Origin of the sequence: Gordonia sp. NPDC058843 (assembly GCF_042743165.1) — a bacterium.
Lineage (GTDB): Bacteria > Actinomycetota > Actinomycetes > Mycobacteriales > Mycobacteriaceae > Gordonia.
In genome coordinates this window covers 214,717-231,684 of record NZ_JBHYNC010000001.1, presented here as the reverse complement: position 1 = coordinate 231,684, position 16,968 = coordinate 214,717, and the positions used below count along the sequence as shown (strand labels likewise).

14 protein-coding genes are annotated in these 16,968 nt (G+C 69.3%); 9 read left to right on the top strand and 5 right to left on the bottom strand.

Annotated elements, in window-relative coordinates:
• Positions 1-14 precede the first annotated feature (14 nt).
• Complete coding sequence (rlmN, locus tag ACFW3F_RS01080) at positions 15-1,121, top strand: 23S rRNA (adenine(2503)-C(2))-methyltransferase RlmN (protein ID WP_388053433.1); 1,107 nt, start codon at positions 15-17, stop codon at positions 1,119-1,121.
• Positions 1,122-1,199: 78 nt separating this feature from the next.
• On the opposite strand, the gene ACFW3F_RS01075 is transcribed toward rlmN, so the two are convergent.
• The gene (locus ACFW3F_RS01075) at positions 1,200-1,481 is read right to left on the bottom strand and encodes a DUF2631 domain-containing protein (RefSeq protein ID WP_388053431.1); all 282 of its coding nucleotides are present in this window, start codon (positions 1,479-1,481) and stop codon (positions 1,200-1,202) included.
• 141 nt (positions 1,482-1,622) lie between these two features.
• Here ACFW3F_RS01075 and dxr point away from each other — a divergent pair, with 141 nt between their 5' ends.
• From dxr to ACFW3F_RS01050, 5 genes are all read left to right on the top strand, one after another.
• Positions 1,623-2,798, top strand: coding sequence for a 1-deoxy-D-xylulose-5-phosphate reductoisomerase (gene dxr / locus ACFW3F_RS01070; protein WP_388053430.1), 1,176 nt, complete (start codon positions 1,623-1,625; stop codon positions 2,796-2,798).
• 51 nt (positions 2,799-2,849) lie between these two features.
• A complete protein-coding gene (locus ACFW3F_RS01065) occupies positions 2,850-4,076 on the top strand; it encodes a M50 family metallopeptidase (RefSeq protein WP_388053428.1) in 1,227 nt (408 codons plus the stop codon).
• Between the two features lie 69 nt (positions 4,077-4,145).
• Entirely contained in the window at positions 4,146-5,333 is a 1,188-nt protein-coding gene (gene ispG / locus ACFW3F_RS01060; RefSeq protein WP_388053426.1) for a flavodoxin-dependent (E)-4-hydroxy-3-methylbut-2-enyl-diphosphate synthase, read from the top strand.
• A 32-nt stretch (positions 5,334-5,365) separates the two neighbouring features.
• A complete protein-coding gene (locus tag ACFW3F_RS01055; protein ID WP_388053424.1) occupies positions 5,366-6,202 on the top strand; it encodes a GNAT family N-acetyltransferase in 837 nt (278 codons plus the stop codon).
• Between the two features lie 58 nt (positions 6,203-6,260).
• Positions 6,261-8,102 carry a penicillin-binding transpeptidase domain-containing protein gene (locus ACFW3F_RS01050; protein ID WP_388053422.1) on the top strand — a complete coding sequence of 614 codons (1,842 nt, stop codon included), beginning with the start codon at positions 6,261-6,263 and terminating at the stop codon, positions 8,100-8,102.
• Here ACFW3F_RS01050 and ACFW3F_RS01045 read toward each other — a convergent pair.
• From ACFW3F_RS01045 to ACFW3F_RS01035, 3 genes are read right to left on the bottom strand one after another with little or no spacing between them, the layout of a single operon-like run.
• Positions 8,044-8,886, bottom strand: a complete 843-nt coding sequence (locus ACFW3F_RS01045) for a heme ABC transporter ATP-binding protein (RefSeq protein WP_388053420.1) — start codon at positions 8,884-8,886, stop codon at positions 8,044-8,046. The genes ACFW3F_RS01050 and ACFW3F_RS01045 overlap by 59 nt on opposite strands.
• Positions 8,880-10,022, bottom strand: coding sequence for a FecCD family ABC transporter permease (locus ACFW3F_RS01040; RefSeq protein ID WP_388053418.1), 1,143 nt, complete (start codon positions 10,020-10,022; stop codon positions 8,880-8,882). The genes ACFW3F_RS01045 and ACFW3F_RS01040 overlap by 7 nt, the downstream gene beginning before the upstream one ends.
• Positions 10,019-11,041, bottom strand: coding sequence for a hemin ABC transporter substrate-binding protein (locus ACFW3F_RS01035; protein WP_388053686.1), 1,023 nt, complete (start codon positions 11,039-11,041; stop codon positions 10,019-10,021). The genes ACFW3F_RS01040 and ACFW3F_RS01035 overlap by 4 nt, the downstream gene beginning before the upstream one ends.
• 119 nt (positions 11,042-11,160) lie before the next feature.
• Here ACFW3F_RS01035 and map point away from each other — a divergent pair, with 119 nt between their 5' ends.
• The gene (gene map / locus ACFW3F_RS01030) at positions 11,161-12,024 is read left to right on the top strand and encodes a type I methionyl aminopeptidase (RefSeq protein WP_388053416.1); all 864 of its coding nucleotides are present in this window, start codon (positions 11,161-11,163) and stop codon (positions 12,022-12,024) included.
• Between the two features lie 28 nt (positions 12,025-12,052).
• Here the strand turns inward: map and ACFW3F_RS01025 are convergent, their stop codons facing one another.
• Complete coding sequence (locus ACFW3F_RS01025; RefSeq protein ID WP_388053414.1) at positions 12,053-14,353, bottom strand: protein kinase; 2,301 nt, start codon at positions 14,351-14,353, stop codon at positions 12,053-12,055.
• A 150-nt stretch (positions 14,354-14,503) separates the two neighbouring features.
• Between ACFW3F_RS01025 and ACFW3F_RS01020 the strand changes: the two genes are divergently transcribed.
• Positions 14,504-16,078 carry a cobyric acid synthase gene (locus ACFW3F_RS01020; RefSeq protein WP_388053412.1) on the top strand — a complete coding sequence of 525 codons (1,575 nt, stop codon included), beginning with the start codon at positions 14,504-14,506 and terminating at the stop codon, positions 16,076-16,078.
• Between the two features lie 71 nt (positions 16,079-16,149).
• Positions 16,150-16,953, top strand: coding sequence for an alpha/beta fold hydrolase (locus ACFW3F_RS01015; RefSeq protein ID WP_388053684.1), 804 nt, complete (start codon positions 16,150-16,152; stop codon positions 16,951-16,953).
• Positions 16,954-16,968 lie beyond the last annotated feature (15 nt).

Genomic DNA, 16,968 nt, shown 5'->3' with positions numbered 1-16,968 from the left:
GCGACAATGGCGAAATGACCTCATTGCCACTTGTGTTCGACGCGCCCAGACGCGGGCGTCCGCCGACACACTTCGCCGACCTCGACGCCGCCGGTCGCGTCGCGGCACTGGCCGAGCTGGGGCTGCCGAAGTTCCGGGCCGATCAGCTGGCCCGTCAGTACTACGCGCGTCTCAACGGGAACGTCGACGAGATGACCGATCTGCCGGCTGCCTCCCGTGAGTTGGTGCGGGACAAGCTCTTTCCGCAACTACTCACCCCGGTCCGGCACATCTCCTGCGACGACGACGCCACCCGCAAGACGCTGTGGCGCCTGCACGACGGCACTCTCCTCGAGAGCGTCCTCATGCGCTACTCCGAGCGCAACACGCTGTGCATCTCGAGTCAGGCCGGTTGCGGCATGGCCTGCCCGTTCTGCGCCACCGGGCAGGGCGGGCTCGATCGGAACCTGTCGACCGGCGAGATCGTCGACCAGGTCCGCGCCGCGGCTCGAGCGCTGCGCGACGGGGAACTCGGCGAACCCGGGCGTCTGTCGAACGTCGTGTTCATGGGCATGGGTGAGCCGCTGGCCAATTACAAGCGTGTGGTGAGCGCAGTCCGGCAGATCACCTCGCCCGCGCCGGAGGGCCTCGGGATCTCGGCACGTTCGGTGACCGTGTCGACCGTCGGTCTCGCGCCGTCGATCCGTCGCCTCGCCGACGAGGGGCTCGCGGTCACGCTCGCCGTCTCCCTCCACACACCCGACGACGAACTGCGCGACACCCTCGTCCCGGTGAACAACCGATGGTCGGTCGCCGAGGTGCTCGAGGCGGCGCGCTACTACGCCGACACCACCGGTCGGCGCGTCTCGATCGAGTACGCCCTCATCCGTGATGTCAACGACCAGCCCTGGCGGGCCGACCTGCTGGGGGAGAAGCTGCGCCGCGCCCTCGGGTCGCTGGTACACGTGAACCTCATCCCGCTGAACCCGACGCCGGGCTCGGAATGGGACGCCAGTCCCAAACCGGTCGAACGCGAGTTCGTCCGGCGGGTCCGCGAACAGGGCGTGTCGTGCACCGTCCGCGACACGCGGGGACAGGAGATCGCCGCGGCGTGTGGGCAGCTGGCGGCCGAGGAACGCTGAGGTCAGACGAGACCTGACACCAGAAACGCCGAGCGGATCACCGCTCGGCGTTTCTGGTGAGTCTGTCGTCGTGGCCGGTCAGGACCACTTCCCGCGGCCCATCCACCATCCGCGGACCGCGAAGAAGAGCGTTCCGACGGCGAAGGCGATGAGGTACAGATCCTCGATGTGGCCGGTGTGGTTGCCGATGATCATCGCGAGCAGGAACAGAGCGAAGAAGATCGCTGCGCCGGAGAAGGTCTTGGTCGCCATTCCGTGCCAGCCGAACCGGGCCGACGGGGCCTCGGCGGGTTCACGGCGCCAGCCGGTGTCGACGACTTCGGCGTGTCCACCAGTGTGCTCCACATCGGTGCTTGCCACAGGCACTCCTCACAGCGCGGACGTCAGATCTCTGACGATCGGTAGTAGGTCTCGATCAGCATAGCGGCATACCCGACGCGCCGAACGGTCCGGTGCCACCGGCCGAACGGTCCCGGTTCCGACATGGTCCAGAATGAACGGGTGCCCACACGCGTGCTGATCCTCGGTTCCACCGGTTCCATCGGCGTCCAGGCGCTCGAGGTGATCGCCGATCATCCCGACCGTTTCGAGGTCGCCGGACTCGGCGCCGGCGGGTCGAACCCCGACCTGCTCGCCGAGCAGGCCGCCGCGTTCGGAGTGCCGGCCGCGCGGGTGGCCGTCGCCGACCCCGCACGGGCGACGGAACTCACCGAACGTCTCGGCGGCCCGATCCTCGGCGGGCCCGATGCCATGTGTGACCTGATCGACGCGGTCATCGCGGACACCGGCGTGGATGTGATCCTCAACGCGGTCGTCGGATCGATCGGACTCGCACCCAGCCTCGCCGCGCTCCGATCGGGTGCCCGGCTCGCACTGGCCAACAAGGAGTCGCTCGTCGCCGGCGGCGCACTCGTCCTCGATGCCGCAGCGCCCGGTCAGATCGTGCCGGTCGACTCCGAGCACTCCGCGATCGCGCAGTGCCTGCGCGCGGGGACGGCCGCCGAAGTCGACCGGTTGGTTCTCACCGCATCGGGTGGCCCGTTCCGTGGGTGGACCCGCGCGCAGCTCGAGGACGTCACCCCCGAGCAGGCCGGCCGCCATCCCACGTGGTCGATGGGTCCGATGATCACCCTCAACTCGGCGACCCTGGTCAACAAGGCGCTTGAGGTCATCGAGGCGCACCTGCTCTTCGACGTCGACTACGACCACATCGACGTCACCGTCCACCCGCAGTCGATCGTCCACTCGATGGTGACCTTCGTCGACGGCGCCACGGTGGCGAAGGCTTCACCGCCGTCGATGAAACTGCCCATCGCTCTCGCGCTCGGCTGGCCGGATCGGGTGCCCGGCTCGTCCTCGGCGTGCGACTTCTCGACCGCGTCGTCGTGGACGTTCGAACCCGTCGACGACACGGTGTTCCCGGCGATCGACCTGGCCCGGCGTGCCGGGAGCGCGGGTGGCAGCCTGACCGCCGTCTACAACGCGGCGAACGAAGCCGCCGCGGCCGGGTTCTTCGCAGGTGCGATCCGGTTCCCCCGCATCGTCGGGGTCATCGAGGAGGTGCTCGGCGAGGCGGATCAGTGGCGCCGGACGCCAGGTACTGTGGAAGAGGTCTTCGCCGCCGATCGGTGGGCCCGGGATCGCGCTGCGCAGCTGGTCGCGGCCGCATCCTCCTGATCGGCGGCTCTCGTGAGCGGGTACGTCCCGTGATCCGGATGGAGTAGGTACGTGAGTTTCGCGATCGGCGTCACGCTGTTTGCGGTGGCGCTGTTGCTGTCGGTCGCCTGGCACGAGTGTGGCCACATGTGGGCCGCGCAGGCGACGGGCATGAAGGTCCGGCGCTACTTCGTCGGCTTCGGCCCCACGATCTGGTCCACCCGTCGCGGCGAGACCGAGTACGGCATCAAGGCGCTGCCGCTGGGCGGCTTCTGCGACATCGCCGGGATGACCCCGCACGAAGAGCTGGCCTGGGACGAGAAGGACCGGGCGATGTACAAGCAGAAGGCCTGGAAACGGCTGGTCGTGCTGTTCGCCGGACCGGCCCAGAACTTCATCCTCGGCTTCGTGCTGATCATCATCGTCGGCCTGACGTTCGGACTGCCCAACCTCAACCCGGGTCCGACCCCGGCGAGAGTCGCCGAGACCCAGTGCGTGTCGTCGACCATCACGATCGCCGGCAACGAGCAGAAGAACTCTCCCTGCACCGGCTCCGGTCCGGCCGGCGCCGCCGGACTTCTCCCCGGTGACGACATCGTGGCGATCAACGGTCAGCCGGTCGGACAGGCATCGGACCTGACCCCGGTCATCCGCGAGTCCACCGGGCCGGTGTCGCTGACCGTCGACCGCGACGGCCGGCGACTCGACCTGACGATGACCCCCGAGCCCGTCACGGTCACGGCGACGCGCGCCGACGGCACGAGCGAGACCCAGAGCTACAACATGGTCGGGATCGCCTACGACGTCCCGCCGGGGATCATCAGCTACAGCGGCTTCGAGATCATCCCGGGCGCGATCGGCTTCACCGGCGATCTGGCCGTCGAGACCTGGAACGCGTTGTTGTCGCTGCCGACGAAGATCGGCGCGCTGTGGACGGCGGTCACCGGCGGAGAACGCGCCCTCGACACCCCGGTCAGTGTGTACGGAGCCTCGGTGCTCGGCGGTCAGGCCGTCGAGCGGGGGCTGTGGGACATGTTCTGGATGCTGCTGATCAGCATCAACTTCTTCCTCGGACTGTTCAACCTGGTCCCGCTCCTCCCGCTCGACGGCGGTCACATGGCGATCGTCGGATACGAGAAGGGCCGCGACACGATCCGCCGCCTGTTCGGCCTCGCTCCCGGGGGAGCCGTGGACTACTACAAGTTGCTCCCGATCACCTACGCGGCGGTGGTGGTGATGGCCGGTTTCATGGTGCTCACCCTCACGGCCGACATCGTCAACCCGATCAATCCGTGGTGAGCCCCCGCGACGAACACCCGGTGAACTCACCGACGCACACCAACACTCCCGATCCCCAGAGGTGAAGAGATGAACGCCCCGACTTCCGCGAACGCCGTGCCGATCGGACTCGGCATGCCCGCCGGGCCGCCGCCGGTGCTCGCTCCGCGTCGCAAGACCCGCCAGTTCTTCGTCGGTTCGGTGGGCGTCGGCAGCGACCACCCGATCTCGGTGCAGTCGATGACGACGACGAAGACCCATGACATCAACGCCACCCTGCAGCAGATCGCGGAACTGACCGCGTCCGGTTGCGACATCGTGCGCGTCGCGTGCCCGCGCCCCGAAGACGCCGAAGCGCTTCCGATCATCGCCAAGAAGTCCAAGATCCCGGTGATCGCCGACATCCACTTCCAGCCCAAGTACATCTTCGCCGCCATCGATGCCGGATGTGCCGCGGTGCGCGTCAACCCCGGCAACATCAAGGAGTTCGACGGCCGGGTGAAGGAGGTCGCCAAGGCGGCCGGTGAGGCCGGCGTCCCGATCCGGATCGGCGTCAACGCCGGGTCCCTCGACAAGCGCATCCTGCAGAAGTACGGCAAGGCGACGCCCGAGGCGCTCGTGGAGTCGGCGCTCTGGGAGGCCGGGCTGTTCGAGGAGCACGGCTTCGGCGACATCAAGATCTCGGTGAAGCACAACGATCCGGTGATCATGGTGGAGGCCTACCGGCAGCTCGCCGCCGCGTGTGACTATCCGTTGCACCTCGGGGTGACCGAAGCCGGGCCCTCGTTCCAGGGCACGATCAAGTCCGCGGTCGCTTTCGGAGCGCTCCTCAGCGAGGGCATCGGCGACACCATCCGTGTGTCCCTGTCCGCACCGCCGGCCGAGGAGATCAAGGTCGGCGACCAGATCCTGCAGTCGCTGAATCTGCGCCCACGCAAGCTCGAGATCGTCTCGTGTCCGTCGTGCGGACGCGCGCAGGTCGACGTCTACAAACTCGCCGACGAGGTCACCGCCGGCCTCGAGGGCATGGAGGTCCCGCTGCGCGTGGCCGTGATGGGATGCGTCGTCAACGGCCCGGGTGAGGCCCGCGAAGCCGATCTCGGTGTCGCGTCCGGCAACGGGAAGGGACAGATCTTCGTCAAGGGCGAGGTCATCAAGACGGTCCCCGAGGCGCAGATCGTGGAGACCTTGATCGAAGAAGCGCTGCGGATCGCCGAGGAATCAGGGGAAACTGGAGACGGTACTCATGTGGGCTCACCCGTGGTGACCGTTTCGTAGGTCGGCCGGAGGCTCGAGAGGGAGGAGCGGCGTTGCTGAAGCTACTGGGCGACAAGCCGCTCGGCGCTCGCGATGCGGCTGCCGTCGAACGCGTCCTCACCTCGGACCCGGTGGCGATGTGCATGGTCGCGGCCCGTTTCGAGACGCACGGCATCAATCCCCGGCTGCTCGGCGGTGAGCTGTGGACCGCACACAACCCGGCGTCGTCGCTCTGTTTCTCCGGCGCCAACCTGATCCCGCTCAGCGGCTCGCCCGAAGATCTCGAACACTTCTCCGACCGCGCCATCGCCGCACCGCGGGCGTGTTCCTCCATCGTCGGCCGCGCCGAGCTCGTCATGCACATGTGGGGACAGATCGAGCCGGTGTGGGGGCCGGCGCGTGAGGTCAGGCCGGTACAGCCGCTGCTCGCGCTCACCTCGTGCTCGGCGGTGCCCGCCGACCCGCTCGTACGCCTGGTGACCCTCGACGACCTCGACGCCTACATGCCCGCGGCCATCGACATGTTCATCGGCGAGGTCGGTGTCGATCCGACGGCCGGCGACGGCGGTCGCTCCTATCGACGGCGCCTCGCCTCGCTCATCACAGCGCAGCGGGTCTTCGCGCGCTTCGATGGTCCCGACGTGGTGTTCAAGGCCGAGATCGGCTCGCTGTCCCGGCGGGTCGGCCAGATCCAGGGCGTCTGGGTGGATCCGGACCGGCGCGGCGAAGGATTCGGACTGGGCGGCACCGCGGCAGTTGCGGAGGCCGTTGCGGCACACGGCCGCATCCCCAGTCTCTATGTGAACAGCTTCAACGTCACGGCGCGCGCGGTGTACGACCGCATCGGATTCACCGAGGTCGGCACCTTCGCGACCGTTCTCGTCGACTGAACCGCCTTCCCGCGTGGCGCCGCGGGAATCCGACCGCGCCACCATAGACTCGACTCCGATGTGGCGCATGCGAACTCGATGGACCCCGGCGGTGATCGTCGCGCTGTGTGCTGCCGTGACGGTGGCCACGGTCGGCTGCTCGGCCTCCGAGGACGACGGCCCGCGCCGCGCCGCGGAGCGCTTCCTGCAGGCCTATGCCGACCGCGAGGTCGTGGCCGCGGCCGCGCTGACCGACACGCCGGCCGCTGCCGAGTCCGCGATGGAGTCGGCGTGGGCCGGTCTGGGCGCCGAGGCACTCGACTCGGAGGCGGGCCGGGTCCGCGTCACCGGGGACACCGCCGAGGTGGACGTCGACTACAACTGGGCGCTCCCGCGGGGTCGCGACTGGGCCTATGACGCCACCCTGCGGATGGGCCGGTCCGACGACGGTTGGGCAGTGCGCTGGGCGTCGACGAACATCCACCCGAAACTCGGCGCCGACCAACGACTCTCGCTGCAGGTGATCGAGGCGCCGCGCGCCACGGTCAACGAGGCCGACGGTTCGGAGGTGATGGTCAACGGCAGCGTCGTCGGGGTCAACTTCGATGCGTCCGCCGCCGTCGAACAGGGCGCGTCGGTCGCCGAGTCGGTGACGAGTGCGGTGGCTGCGCTGCGCCGGTTCAGTCCCTCGCTCGACGAGCAGACGATCACCGAACAGGTCACCGCGAATCGGCAGCAGTACCCGCTCGCCCGGCTCTCGCACGAACAGTTCGACCGGCTGCGGGATCAGCTGGCGATCCCCGGTGTGGTGACCAACGAACAGGCCGAACTGGTCCCCGAGGACCCGCGATTCGCGCCCGCCCTGCTGACCGAGGTCAAGAAGGTCGTCGACTCCGAGGTGTCGGGGCGCGCGGGCTGGCGCGTGGTGACGGTCAACCCCAACGGCCTCGACGCCGACGTGCTCGCCGACCATGATCCCGACCCCTCACCGGCGGTCTCGCTGAGCCTGTCGCGGACGGTGCAGAACGCAGCGCAGCGAGCGGTCAACGCCACCAACCGGTTCCAGGTCGCGCTGGTGGTCGTGCAGCCGTCGACCGGGCGGATCCTCGCGGTCGCGCAGAATCCCGCGGCCGACCGGCAGGGTCCCATCGCGACGACCGGTCTGTACCCGCCCGGTTCGACGTTCAAGATGGTGACCGCCGCCGCCGCGATCAGTCATCGCATGGCCACCCCCGACACGCCCGTCGGCTGTCCCGGCGCCATCCAGATCGGGCCGCGCCTGATCCCGAACTACGACGGCTTCTCGCTGGGCACCGTGTCGATGCTGCGGGCGTTCGCGCAGTCCTGCAACACCACGTTCGCCAAGCTCGCCAGCGAGATGGGCCCGTCGGACCTCGCGCACGCCGCAGCGGCGATGGGGGTCGGACAGCAGTACGAGATCGCCGGGCTCGACGCCGTCTCCGGTTCGGTGCCGATCGAGAACGAACTCGTCGCCCGCAGCGAAGACGGTTTCGGCCAGGGCAAGGTCCTCGTGTCGCCGCTCGGTCTCGCGCTGGTGGCCGCGACCGTCGCGAACGGCGCGAAGGCGCCCGTGCCCCAGCTCATCCTGGACAAGCCGACGAAGGTCGAGGGGCCGACCCCGACCATGGCCCCCGAGGTCTACGACCAGCTCCGACCGATGATGCGAGCCGTGATCACGAGCGGTACGGCGTCGGTGATCGACGGGCAGGGAGCGGTGTTCGGCAAGACCGGTGAGGCGGAGTTCGCCGGCGGGTCACACGCCTGGTTCGCGGGCTACCGCGGCGACATCGCCTTCGCGACGCTCGTCGTGGGCGGCGGGGACTCGAACAACGCGGTGGCCGTCACCCGTGACTTCTTCGGCGGTCTCGGGCCGGGGTACGCGGTGCGCCCTCTCTCCTGACCGGCAGGATCACCTGTCGCCCGTCGTGGTCGATGACCTCGACGGGGTGGTCGTAGGTGCGGCTGAGCAGGTCGACCGTCATGACCTCCGAGGTCGGTCCGATCGCCAGCAACCGGCCGTCCTTCATCACGGCCACCCGGTCGGCGTAGGCGGCCGCGAGGGTCAGGTCGTGCACCACCAGCAGCACCGCATTGCCGGCATCGCGGTGGACGCGCAGGATGTCGAGCACCTGTTCCTGGTGGTGGATGTCGAGTGCCGCGGTCGGCTCGTCGAGCATCATGACGGGAGTGTCCTGGGCGAGGGCGCGAGCCAGCGAGACACGTGCCTGCTGGCCCCCGGAGAGTTGGCCGAACGGCCGGTCGGCGATGTCGCCGAGTTCGCACAGCCCCATCGCATCGGCGATCACGGCGGGGGAGTTCGCGGCGCGGGACGTCCGCAGCCACGGATACCGACCCATCGCGACGACCTGGGCCACGGTGAAGGGTGTGTCCACCCGGTTCTGTTGTGTGACCAGCGAGCGGTGGCGGGCGAGCTCGCGCATGGAGGTCGTCCCGACGTCCCGCCCGTCGACCTCGATGTGTCCGCGCGCCGGCGCACGGGTGCCCGACAGCACCGACAGCAGCGTCGACTTGCCGCATCCGTTGGGTCCGACGAGGGCGACGAGTTCGCCCGGCCCGACGTCGAGGGACACTCCGCGGACGACCTCGCGTCCGCCGAGGACGACGGACACGTCCCGCGCGTGGATACCCAGGACCGGGGTGGCCGGGGTCTCGACCGTCACCATCCGGCACCCGCATGTCGGCTGCGACGCAGCAGGATGAAGAAGACCGGACCGCCGATGAGGGAGGTGAACATGCCGAGCGGGAGGTCGGCGTCACCGAGCATCGTCCGTGCGGCGAGGTCGGCGCCGGTGATGACCAGCGCACCACCGATCACGCTGGTCGGCAGCAGGATCGCGTGGCGCGGTCCGACGATGAGTCGCATCACGTGCGGCACCACCAGGCCGACGAATGCGATGATCCCCGCGAAGGCGACCGCGGCCGCGGTGAGCACCGCGGTCAGGACGATCGCCTGACGGCGAACGGCTTCCACGTTCACGCCGAGGGACGCGGCCTGGATGTCGCCGAGTGCGAGCAGATCGAGCTTGTGGACGAGGAACAGGCACGCGGCGACACCGACGATGACGAGTGGCGCCACGACCCAGATCTCGCTCCAGGTGCGGCCGGCAAGGGAACCGAGCTGCCAGAAGATGATCTGTTCACGGGCGGCGGTGGTGGCCACGAAGGTGAGGAACGCGATGATCCCGGCGGCGAATGCGTTGATGGCGATACCGGTGAGCACCAGCATGATCGCCGACGACGAGCCGTCTCGGAGAGACAACACGTACACCGCAGCCGCGGTGATCAGGCCGAACACGAACGCGGCCCCGGCCAGGGCCCAGTTGCCCGCCGCGCCACCGGCTCCGGCGGTGCCACCGGCGAGCACGATCATCAGGCAGGCGCCGACCGCGGCACCCGAGGAGACGCCGATGATCCCCGGCTCCGCCAGCGGATTCGCGAGCACCCCCTGCAGCAGGCAGCCGGCGGCGCCGAGCGCGGCACCGACGAACAGTCCGAGCACGATGCGGGGGAATCGCACGTTCCACAGTGCGCCTTCGCCGTTCGGGTGTGACGGAAGCGGACCGAGATCGAGGTGGAAGTGGTGAGCGATGCTGCCGAGCACCTCGAGCGGTGGCACCGACACCTTGCCGGACCCGGCCGACACGATGACGAGGACGAGCGTGGCGATGAGCATGACGGCCACCACCGTGAGATCGCGCACCCGGTGCGGTGTCCCGCCCGGAGCAGGGACGGCGGTGGACGCGGGCGTCGGCCGGGTCGACTGCTCGGTCGGTGTGCCGGCCGGGGCGGGTTCGGTCATGCGTAGATCGACCTCGCGAGGGCGCCGAGTACCAGTCCGACCTCGGGTCCGAACGCCAGGATCTGACTCTCGTCCATCTGGACGACCCGTCCGTTGCGGCCGGCTTCGGTGTCGGCGACGCCCGGCAAGGTCAGCACTCCCTCGGGTCCGCCGACGGTCGCCGCGCCCTGGGTCATCACGAGGATGACGTCCGGGTCGGCGGTGATCATGGCCTCGGCGCTGATCGCGGTGAATGCGCCGGTGAGATCGGCCGCCGCGCCGGCATCCCGGCCGCCGAGCGCCTCGATCAGATCGTCGGCACCCGATCCGGGCCCGGCCAGGAGCAACAGGTTTCGGCCGCGGATGTAGAGAAACGCGATGGTGGGATCCCCGGACGGGTCCGGGACCAACTCGCGTGCGGCCTCGATCTGGGCGTCGGTCCGTTCGACGAGCTTCTCCCCGGCGTCGGCGACACCGAGCGCGGCCGCGACCGAGCGGATCAGGGTGTTGTTGGACTCCAGATTGCGGATGGCCGGGAGGACGACGACCGCGACCCCCGAGTCGCGGATCTGGTCGACCGCGGCGGTCGGCACGGTGGACTCGCTGACGAGGAGGACACTCGGGTCGAGTGCCAGAACGGATTCGGCGTTGAGGCTGTGCCCGCGGTTGGTCACCACCGGCAGCGACCTCGCCGCCGGGAAGGCGGTCGACGTGTCGCGGCCCACCATGCGCGACCCGAGTCCGAGGGCGTACACGATGTTGCCGAGGGTTCCGTTGATGTCGACCGTGATGATCCGGTCGGCGTCGTCGACCGTCACGTTCCCGTACCGGAGCGAGTCCACGGAGGCGGGGAGTCGGGGAGTGGGGTTCTCGACGACGGGAGTGACATCGGACTCCGGGAGGGTGGCGGTCTGCGGGCCGTTGCGCAGTTGCGCGCCCGGCGAGTGCCGGTCCTGCTCGATCGGGGTGACGAAGCATGCCGACACGCTCAGGACGGTCAGCACCATCACGAGGACCGCCCGTAACCCCCTGGTCCGCACCGTCACACCTCCGTCGTCGACCGGGTGCCCGGCATCGGCGCCCACCGGCGAGCTTAGTGGCGTCCGGTCCCGTGTCCGCCCACGGGCCTCGCCGCGACGGGCAGGGATAGTCTGGTCGCATGCCAGTTCGTAGTGCCCTCACGCCTGGGATCGTGTCGCCCGTCCGCTCCGTGCCCGACTCCATCGAGCGTCCCGAATATGTGTGGAAACCGACGGTCAACGAGGGGCACGAGCCCTGGGTGCAGACCGCCGAGACCATCGAGAAGATGCGCATCGCGAGCAAGATCGCGGCCAACGCACTCGCGGAGGCGGGCAAGGCCGTCGCCCCGGGCGTGACCACCGACGAACTCGACGCGATCGCGCACGAGTACATGATCGACCACGGCGCGTACCCGTCGACGCTGGGCTACAAGGACTTTCCGAAGTCGTGCTGCACCTCGCTCAATGAGGTGATCTGCCACGGCATCCCGGATTCGACGGTGATCGCGGACGGGGACATCGTCAACATCGACGTCACCGCCTACATCCACGGCGTACACGGCGACACCAACGCGACCTTCCTCGCCGGCGATGTCGACCAGGAGGCCGTCGATCTCGTCGAACGGACCCGGATCGCGACCGAGCGGGCCATCAAGGCCGTGAAGCCGGGCCGTGAACTCAATGTCGTCGGCCGTGTCATCGAGTCCTACGCGAATCGCTTCGGATACACGGTCGTGCGCGACTTCACCGGCCACGGCATCGGTGAGACCTTTCACAACGGGCTGATCGTGCTGCATTACGACGAGCCGAACGTCGACACCGTCCTCGAGCCCGGGATGGTGTTCACCATCGAGCCGATGATCAATCTCGGTGCGCTGCCGTGGGAGTTGTGGGACGACGGCTGGACCGTGGTGACCGCCGACCGGAGGTGGACCGCGCAGTTCGAGCACACCCTCGTCGTCACCGACACCGGCGCCGAGATCCTCACCCTGCCCGACAACTGAGGCCCTCGGCCGATCGGCGCGGGTCGACTTAGGAAGGGAACCGGACGGGTTGCGGTTCGCTGCTCGTCGTGGTGGTCCCGTTGCCGAGCTGGCCCTTGCCGTTGAGACCCCAGCAGTACATCTCGTCGTCGGCGACCGCACACACGTTCGCCGAACCGGTGGTGACCTCGGTGACCCCCGACAGGCCGTTGACGCGGTCCGGGCTCTTGTCGGGTTGATCGCTGCGCGAACCCCAGCAATATGCCGAGCTACCGGCAGCGGCGCAGCCGCCGTAGGCGGCGGTGGACACCTCGGTGGCACCGCGCACGTCGATCCTCGTCGGGGTGCGCCGGTTCTGCTCGGTGCCGTCACCGAGCTGGCTGCTGGTGTTCTGACCCCAGCAGAAGACGCTGCCCGAGCCGGCCACCGCACACGTGGAGTAGAGGCTCGTGCTGATCGAGGTGGGCGAGTCGAGCCCGACAACCCGTGTCGGTGTCAGACGGTCGATGGTGGTGCCGTCGCCGATCTGGCCCTCTCGGTTGTTGCCCCAGCAGTACGCGGAGCCACCGGAGATCGCGCAACTCGTGGTGTGCGAAGTGGAGATCGCGGTCACGCCCGACAGACCCCCGACGCGGGTGGGCACGTCGACCGAGCCGGTGCTGCCGTTGCCGACCTGACCGCTGGCGTTGTTGCGCCAGCAGTAGGCATCACCGTCGCTGATCGCGCAGATCGTCAATCCGACCGACACCGCCGACACCCGTGACAGGCCGTTCACCTTCGTGGGGAGGGGGACATTCTGTCCCGGCTGCCCGACACCGTAACCCCAGCAGTACAGGTCGCCGGAACTGATCGCGCAGGTCGTGCCGAGGCCGCCCATGCTGACCGCGGACACGTCGGAGATTCCGGTGATCGCGACGGGCCGTGGACGGTCGGTGGTCGTGCCGTCGCCCAGCGTGCCCCGCTCGTTGCCGCCCCAGCAGAACAGGCGACCGTCGCGAACGGCGCACGTGCTGTCGCCGCTGGAGGCGATCGAGTCGAAAGTGCCGCTGCCGCCGGAAGATCCGCCGGAGGTGCTGGGCCCCGACGTCGACGATCCGGCGGCCGTCGTCCCGGGATCCGATTCCGATCCGCTGAGGGCGATGGCGGCACCGACGACACCGATCACGAGGACGAGGACGCCGAACACCGCGGCGATGATCCACGCCGTGCGAGACCCGGATCGCCCCTGTCCGGGACCGGGACCGTGGGGTCCGCCGGGGCCGGTCGGGTATCCGGGGGGTGGGCCGCCGCCGGGACCGTAGGCGGGGTAGGAGGCGTAGTTGCCGGCCGCGAGCGGTTGCGGGCGGTGAGCCGCGGCCGGGTGTACCGGCGCATGCTGGGTGGGCGGATGCTGGGTGGGCTGGTGCTGGGCGGGCTGATGTTGACCCGGCGGTTGGTTCCGCGGGAACGACGGCGTCGGGGCGGGGGTGGTCGCGATCCAGCCTTCGGGCATCCCGGAGGACGGGCCGGGCCGCCGTGTGCCGGGGTTCGTCGGTGCGGTCTCGACCGCCCGGGCGAGCGTCGCGGCGAACTCGGAGCAGGACGCGAACCGGTCGGCGGGATTCTTGGCGAGGGCGCGCGCGAACACCGGATCGAGGTGGGCGAGATCCGGCCGACGCTCGGAGATCCGCGGTGCGGGTGTGTTGACGTGACCGGCGATCAACGCCATCGGGGTCTGCCCGGGGAAGGGTTGCGCTCCGGTGAGGAGCTGGAACGTGGTGCACGCGAGCGCATACTGATCCGACGCCGGGATCGCCGCCTCGCCGGTGAGGATCTCGGGTGCGGCGTAGGCGAGGGTGCCGACGAACAGATTGGTTGCGGTCATCTTCGCGCCGTCCATCAGGCGGGCGATGCCGAAGTCGAGGACGGTGACCCGCGTGATCCGGCCGTCGGGGCCGCGGGCGATCACGATGTTCGCGGGCTTGATGTCGCGGTGGATCACACGCTGGGAGTGGGCGTAGTCGAGGGCGTCGGCGACCTTGCCCACGATCGTCACCGCGTCTTCGACCGGTAGCGCCGACGCGGCGGTGAGGTCCTCGCCGTCGAGGTAGGTCATCGAGAACCAGGGGCTGCCGTTCTCCACGCCATGTGTGTAGACCGTCACGATGCCGGGGTGATCGAGTGCCGCGGCGGTGCGGGCCTCGTTGCGGAACCGCTCGGCGAAACTGGGATCGGCGGGATTGGGCGAGATGATCTTGAGAGCTTCACGCCGTCCCAGGGTCGGGTGTTCGACGAGCCAGACCGTTCCCATTCCGCCGCGGCCGAGCAACGAGAGAACGCGATACCCGGCGAAGACGGATCCGGGCTTCACGACCTCCACGTCCGATGACCCCCCATTGCTTCGCGTGACCGGCTGTTGACCTGTCCGTTGGGGTCACTGTATCCAGCCCCGCGGGGCCGCGAGTGCAACGGTGCGTCGTGTGAACGACGCCACTGCGGTCGGCACCTCTAGTCTGTCCGGGTGGACGGACTCGGTGGCGCACTGCTCGTGGGCGGTACCAGCAGCGATGCCGGGAAGAGTCTGATCGTTGCCGGCCTGTGCCGGGCTCTGCGACGCACCGGAGTGCGTGTCGCGCCGTTCAAGGCGCAGAACATGTCGAACAACTCGGTGGTCACCCTCGACGGCGGCGAGATCGGCCGCGCGCAGGCGTTGCAGGCGTTCGCATGTGGACTCGAGCCGTCGACCCGGTTCAACCCGGTCCTGCTGAAACCGGGCAGTGACCGCCGCTCGCACGTCATCCTCCGCGGCCGGCCCGCCGGCGACGTCGGTGCCGCCGACTACCTGGAGTGGCGGTCGCATCTGGGTGCCGTCGTCGCCGACGAGCTGGCCGGTCTCCGACGCGACTTCGACGTCGTGCTCTGCGAGGGCGCGGGTTCGGTCGCCGAGATCAATCTGCGCGCCAACGACATCGCGAATCTCGGTCTCGCCCAGGCGGCCCGCCTGCCGGTGCTGCTGGTCACCGACATCGACCGGGGCGGGTCGCTGGCCCATCTGTTCGGGACCACCGCAGTCCTCGACGACGCCGACCAACGACTGATCGCAGGGTTCGTGGTCAACAAGTTCCGTGGCGACCCGTCGATCCTCGAACCGGGACTGCGCCAGGTCGAGGCGCTGACCGGGCGGCCGACGCTCGGGGTGGTGCCCTTCGCCGACGACCTGTGGCTCGACGCCGAGGACTCCCTCGCCGCGCCGGTCGGGCGACGCGTCGGGCCCCCGCGCTCGTTCACCGAATCCGGCGCCGCAGTGGGCGCCCGGTTGCGGGTCGCCGCCATCCGCCTGCCGCGGATCTCCAATTCGACCGATGTCGAGGCGCTGGCCTGCGAACCCGGTGTCGACGTCACCTGGGTCGACGACCCGGCCGGGGTGGCGGCCGCCGACCTCGTCGTCGTGCCCGGCACCCGCGCCACCGTCGCCGACCTCGAGTGGGTTCGGGCGCGGGGTCTCGGTGAGGCACTGACCGAACGCGCCGCGCGCGGACGCCCGATCGTCGCCGTCTGCGGCGGATTCCAGATGCTCGGCCGAACACTCGACGACCGGGTGGAGTCCGGTCGGGGACGCGTGCCGGGCCTCGGCCTGTTCGACCTCGACATCGAGTTCCATGCCGACAAAACCGTGCGACAGGTCACCGGCATCCATGGCAGCGCGACCGGGCCGCCGAGATCCGGGGTACCGATCAGCGGCTACGAGATCCATCACGGCCGGGTGACCCGATCGGCGGAGGACACGTGGATCGTCGACGATCGGCACGGACCCGAGGGTGCGGTCCGGGGGCCCCTGCGGGGGACACACTGGCACGGCCTGCTGGCGTCCGACGACTTCCGTCGCCGTCTGCTCACCGAGGTGGCGTCGGAGGCCGGGGTCCGTGGATTCCGGGTGGCCCCCGACACCGATGTGGACGCCGTGCGCCGCCGGCAGGTCGATCAGATGGCCGACCTCGTCACCGAACACCTCGACCTCACCGCCGTGACACGTCTCATCGAACAAGGGCCGCCGCACAATCCGCCGGTCATCCGGCACCACCTCGAGCGTTCGTAGGCGCTGCGGTCGCCGTCGACTGGTGGTCCCGGCCGGGTTATCGTGGCCCAATGACTGAAGGGACACGTCAGGTGACGGTGGACGGCCTCACCTTCGACGTCCGGATCGGGGGACCGGAGACCGGTCCGTGGGTTCTGCTGCTGCACGGTTTCCCCGTGAACGGAAGCTGCTACGACGAGGTTCTGCCGCGTCTCCACGAGTCGGGCCTGCGCACCTTGGTGATCGACCAGCGCGGATACAGTCCGGGCGCGCGTCCGTCCGAGGTGGACGACTATCGCCTCACTCACCTGGTGTCCGATGTGATCGGCGTGCTCGACGCGCTCGGCATCGGCTACGCGATCCTGGTCGGGCACGACTGGGGCGGCATCGTCGCGTGGCATCTCGCCGGGAAATATCCCGACCGGTTCACCGGACTCGTCGTCGGGAGCACCGGACATCCGTCGGCCATGCGCGACGCTCTCGTCGGCAGCGATCAGCGTGAACGCTCGTCGTACATCCTCGATTTCGTCGCCGACGGGGCAGAGGAGAAACTTCTCGCCGACGACGGCGCACAACTGCGGGCCGTGGGGATCACCGAGGACGAACTCGCCCCGCTGCGCGAGCCGGGGGCCCTGACCGCCGCGCTGAACTGGTATCGCGCGAACTTCACCGGCGACATCAAGACGACGATGGCGTGCCCGCCGGTGGAGATCCCGACGACGCTCCTGTGGAGCGACGCCGACACCGCGCTGGGTCGCGAACAGGCGCAGGGCAGCGGCCGGTACGTCTACGGGGACTTCCGCTACTGCGAGCTCGCCGGCGTGGACCACTGGATTCCGCAACATGCGGCTCCGGCCCTCGCCAGCGAGATCGCGCTGCGCTCAACCATTTTCTGAGGTTCTCGCCGGGCG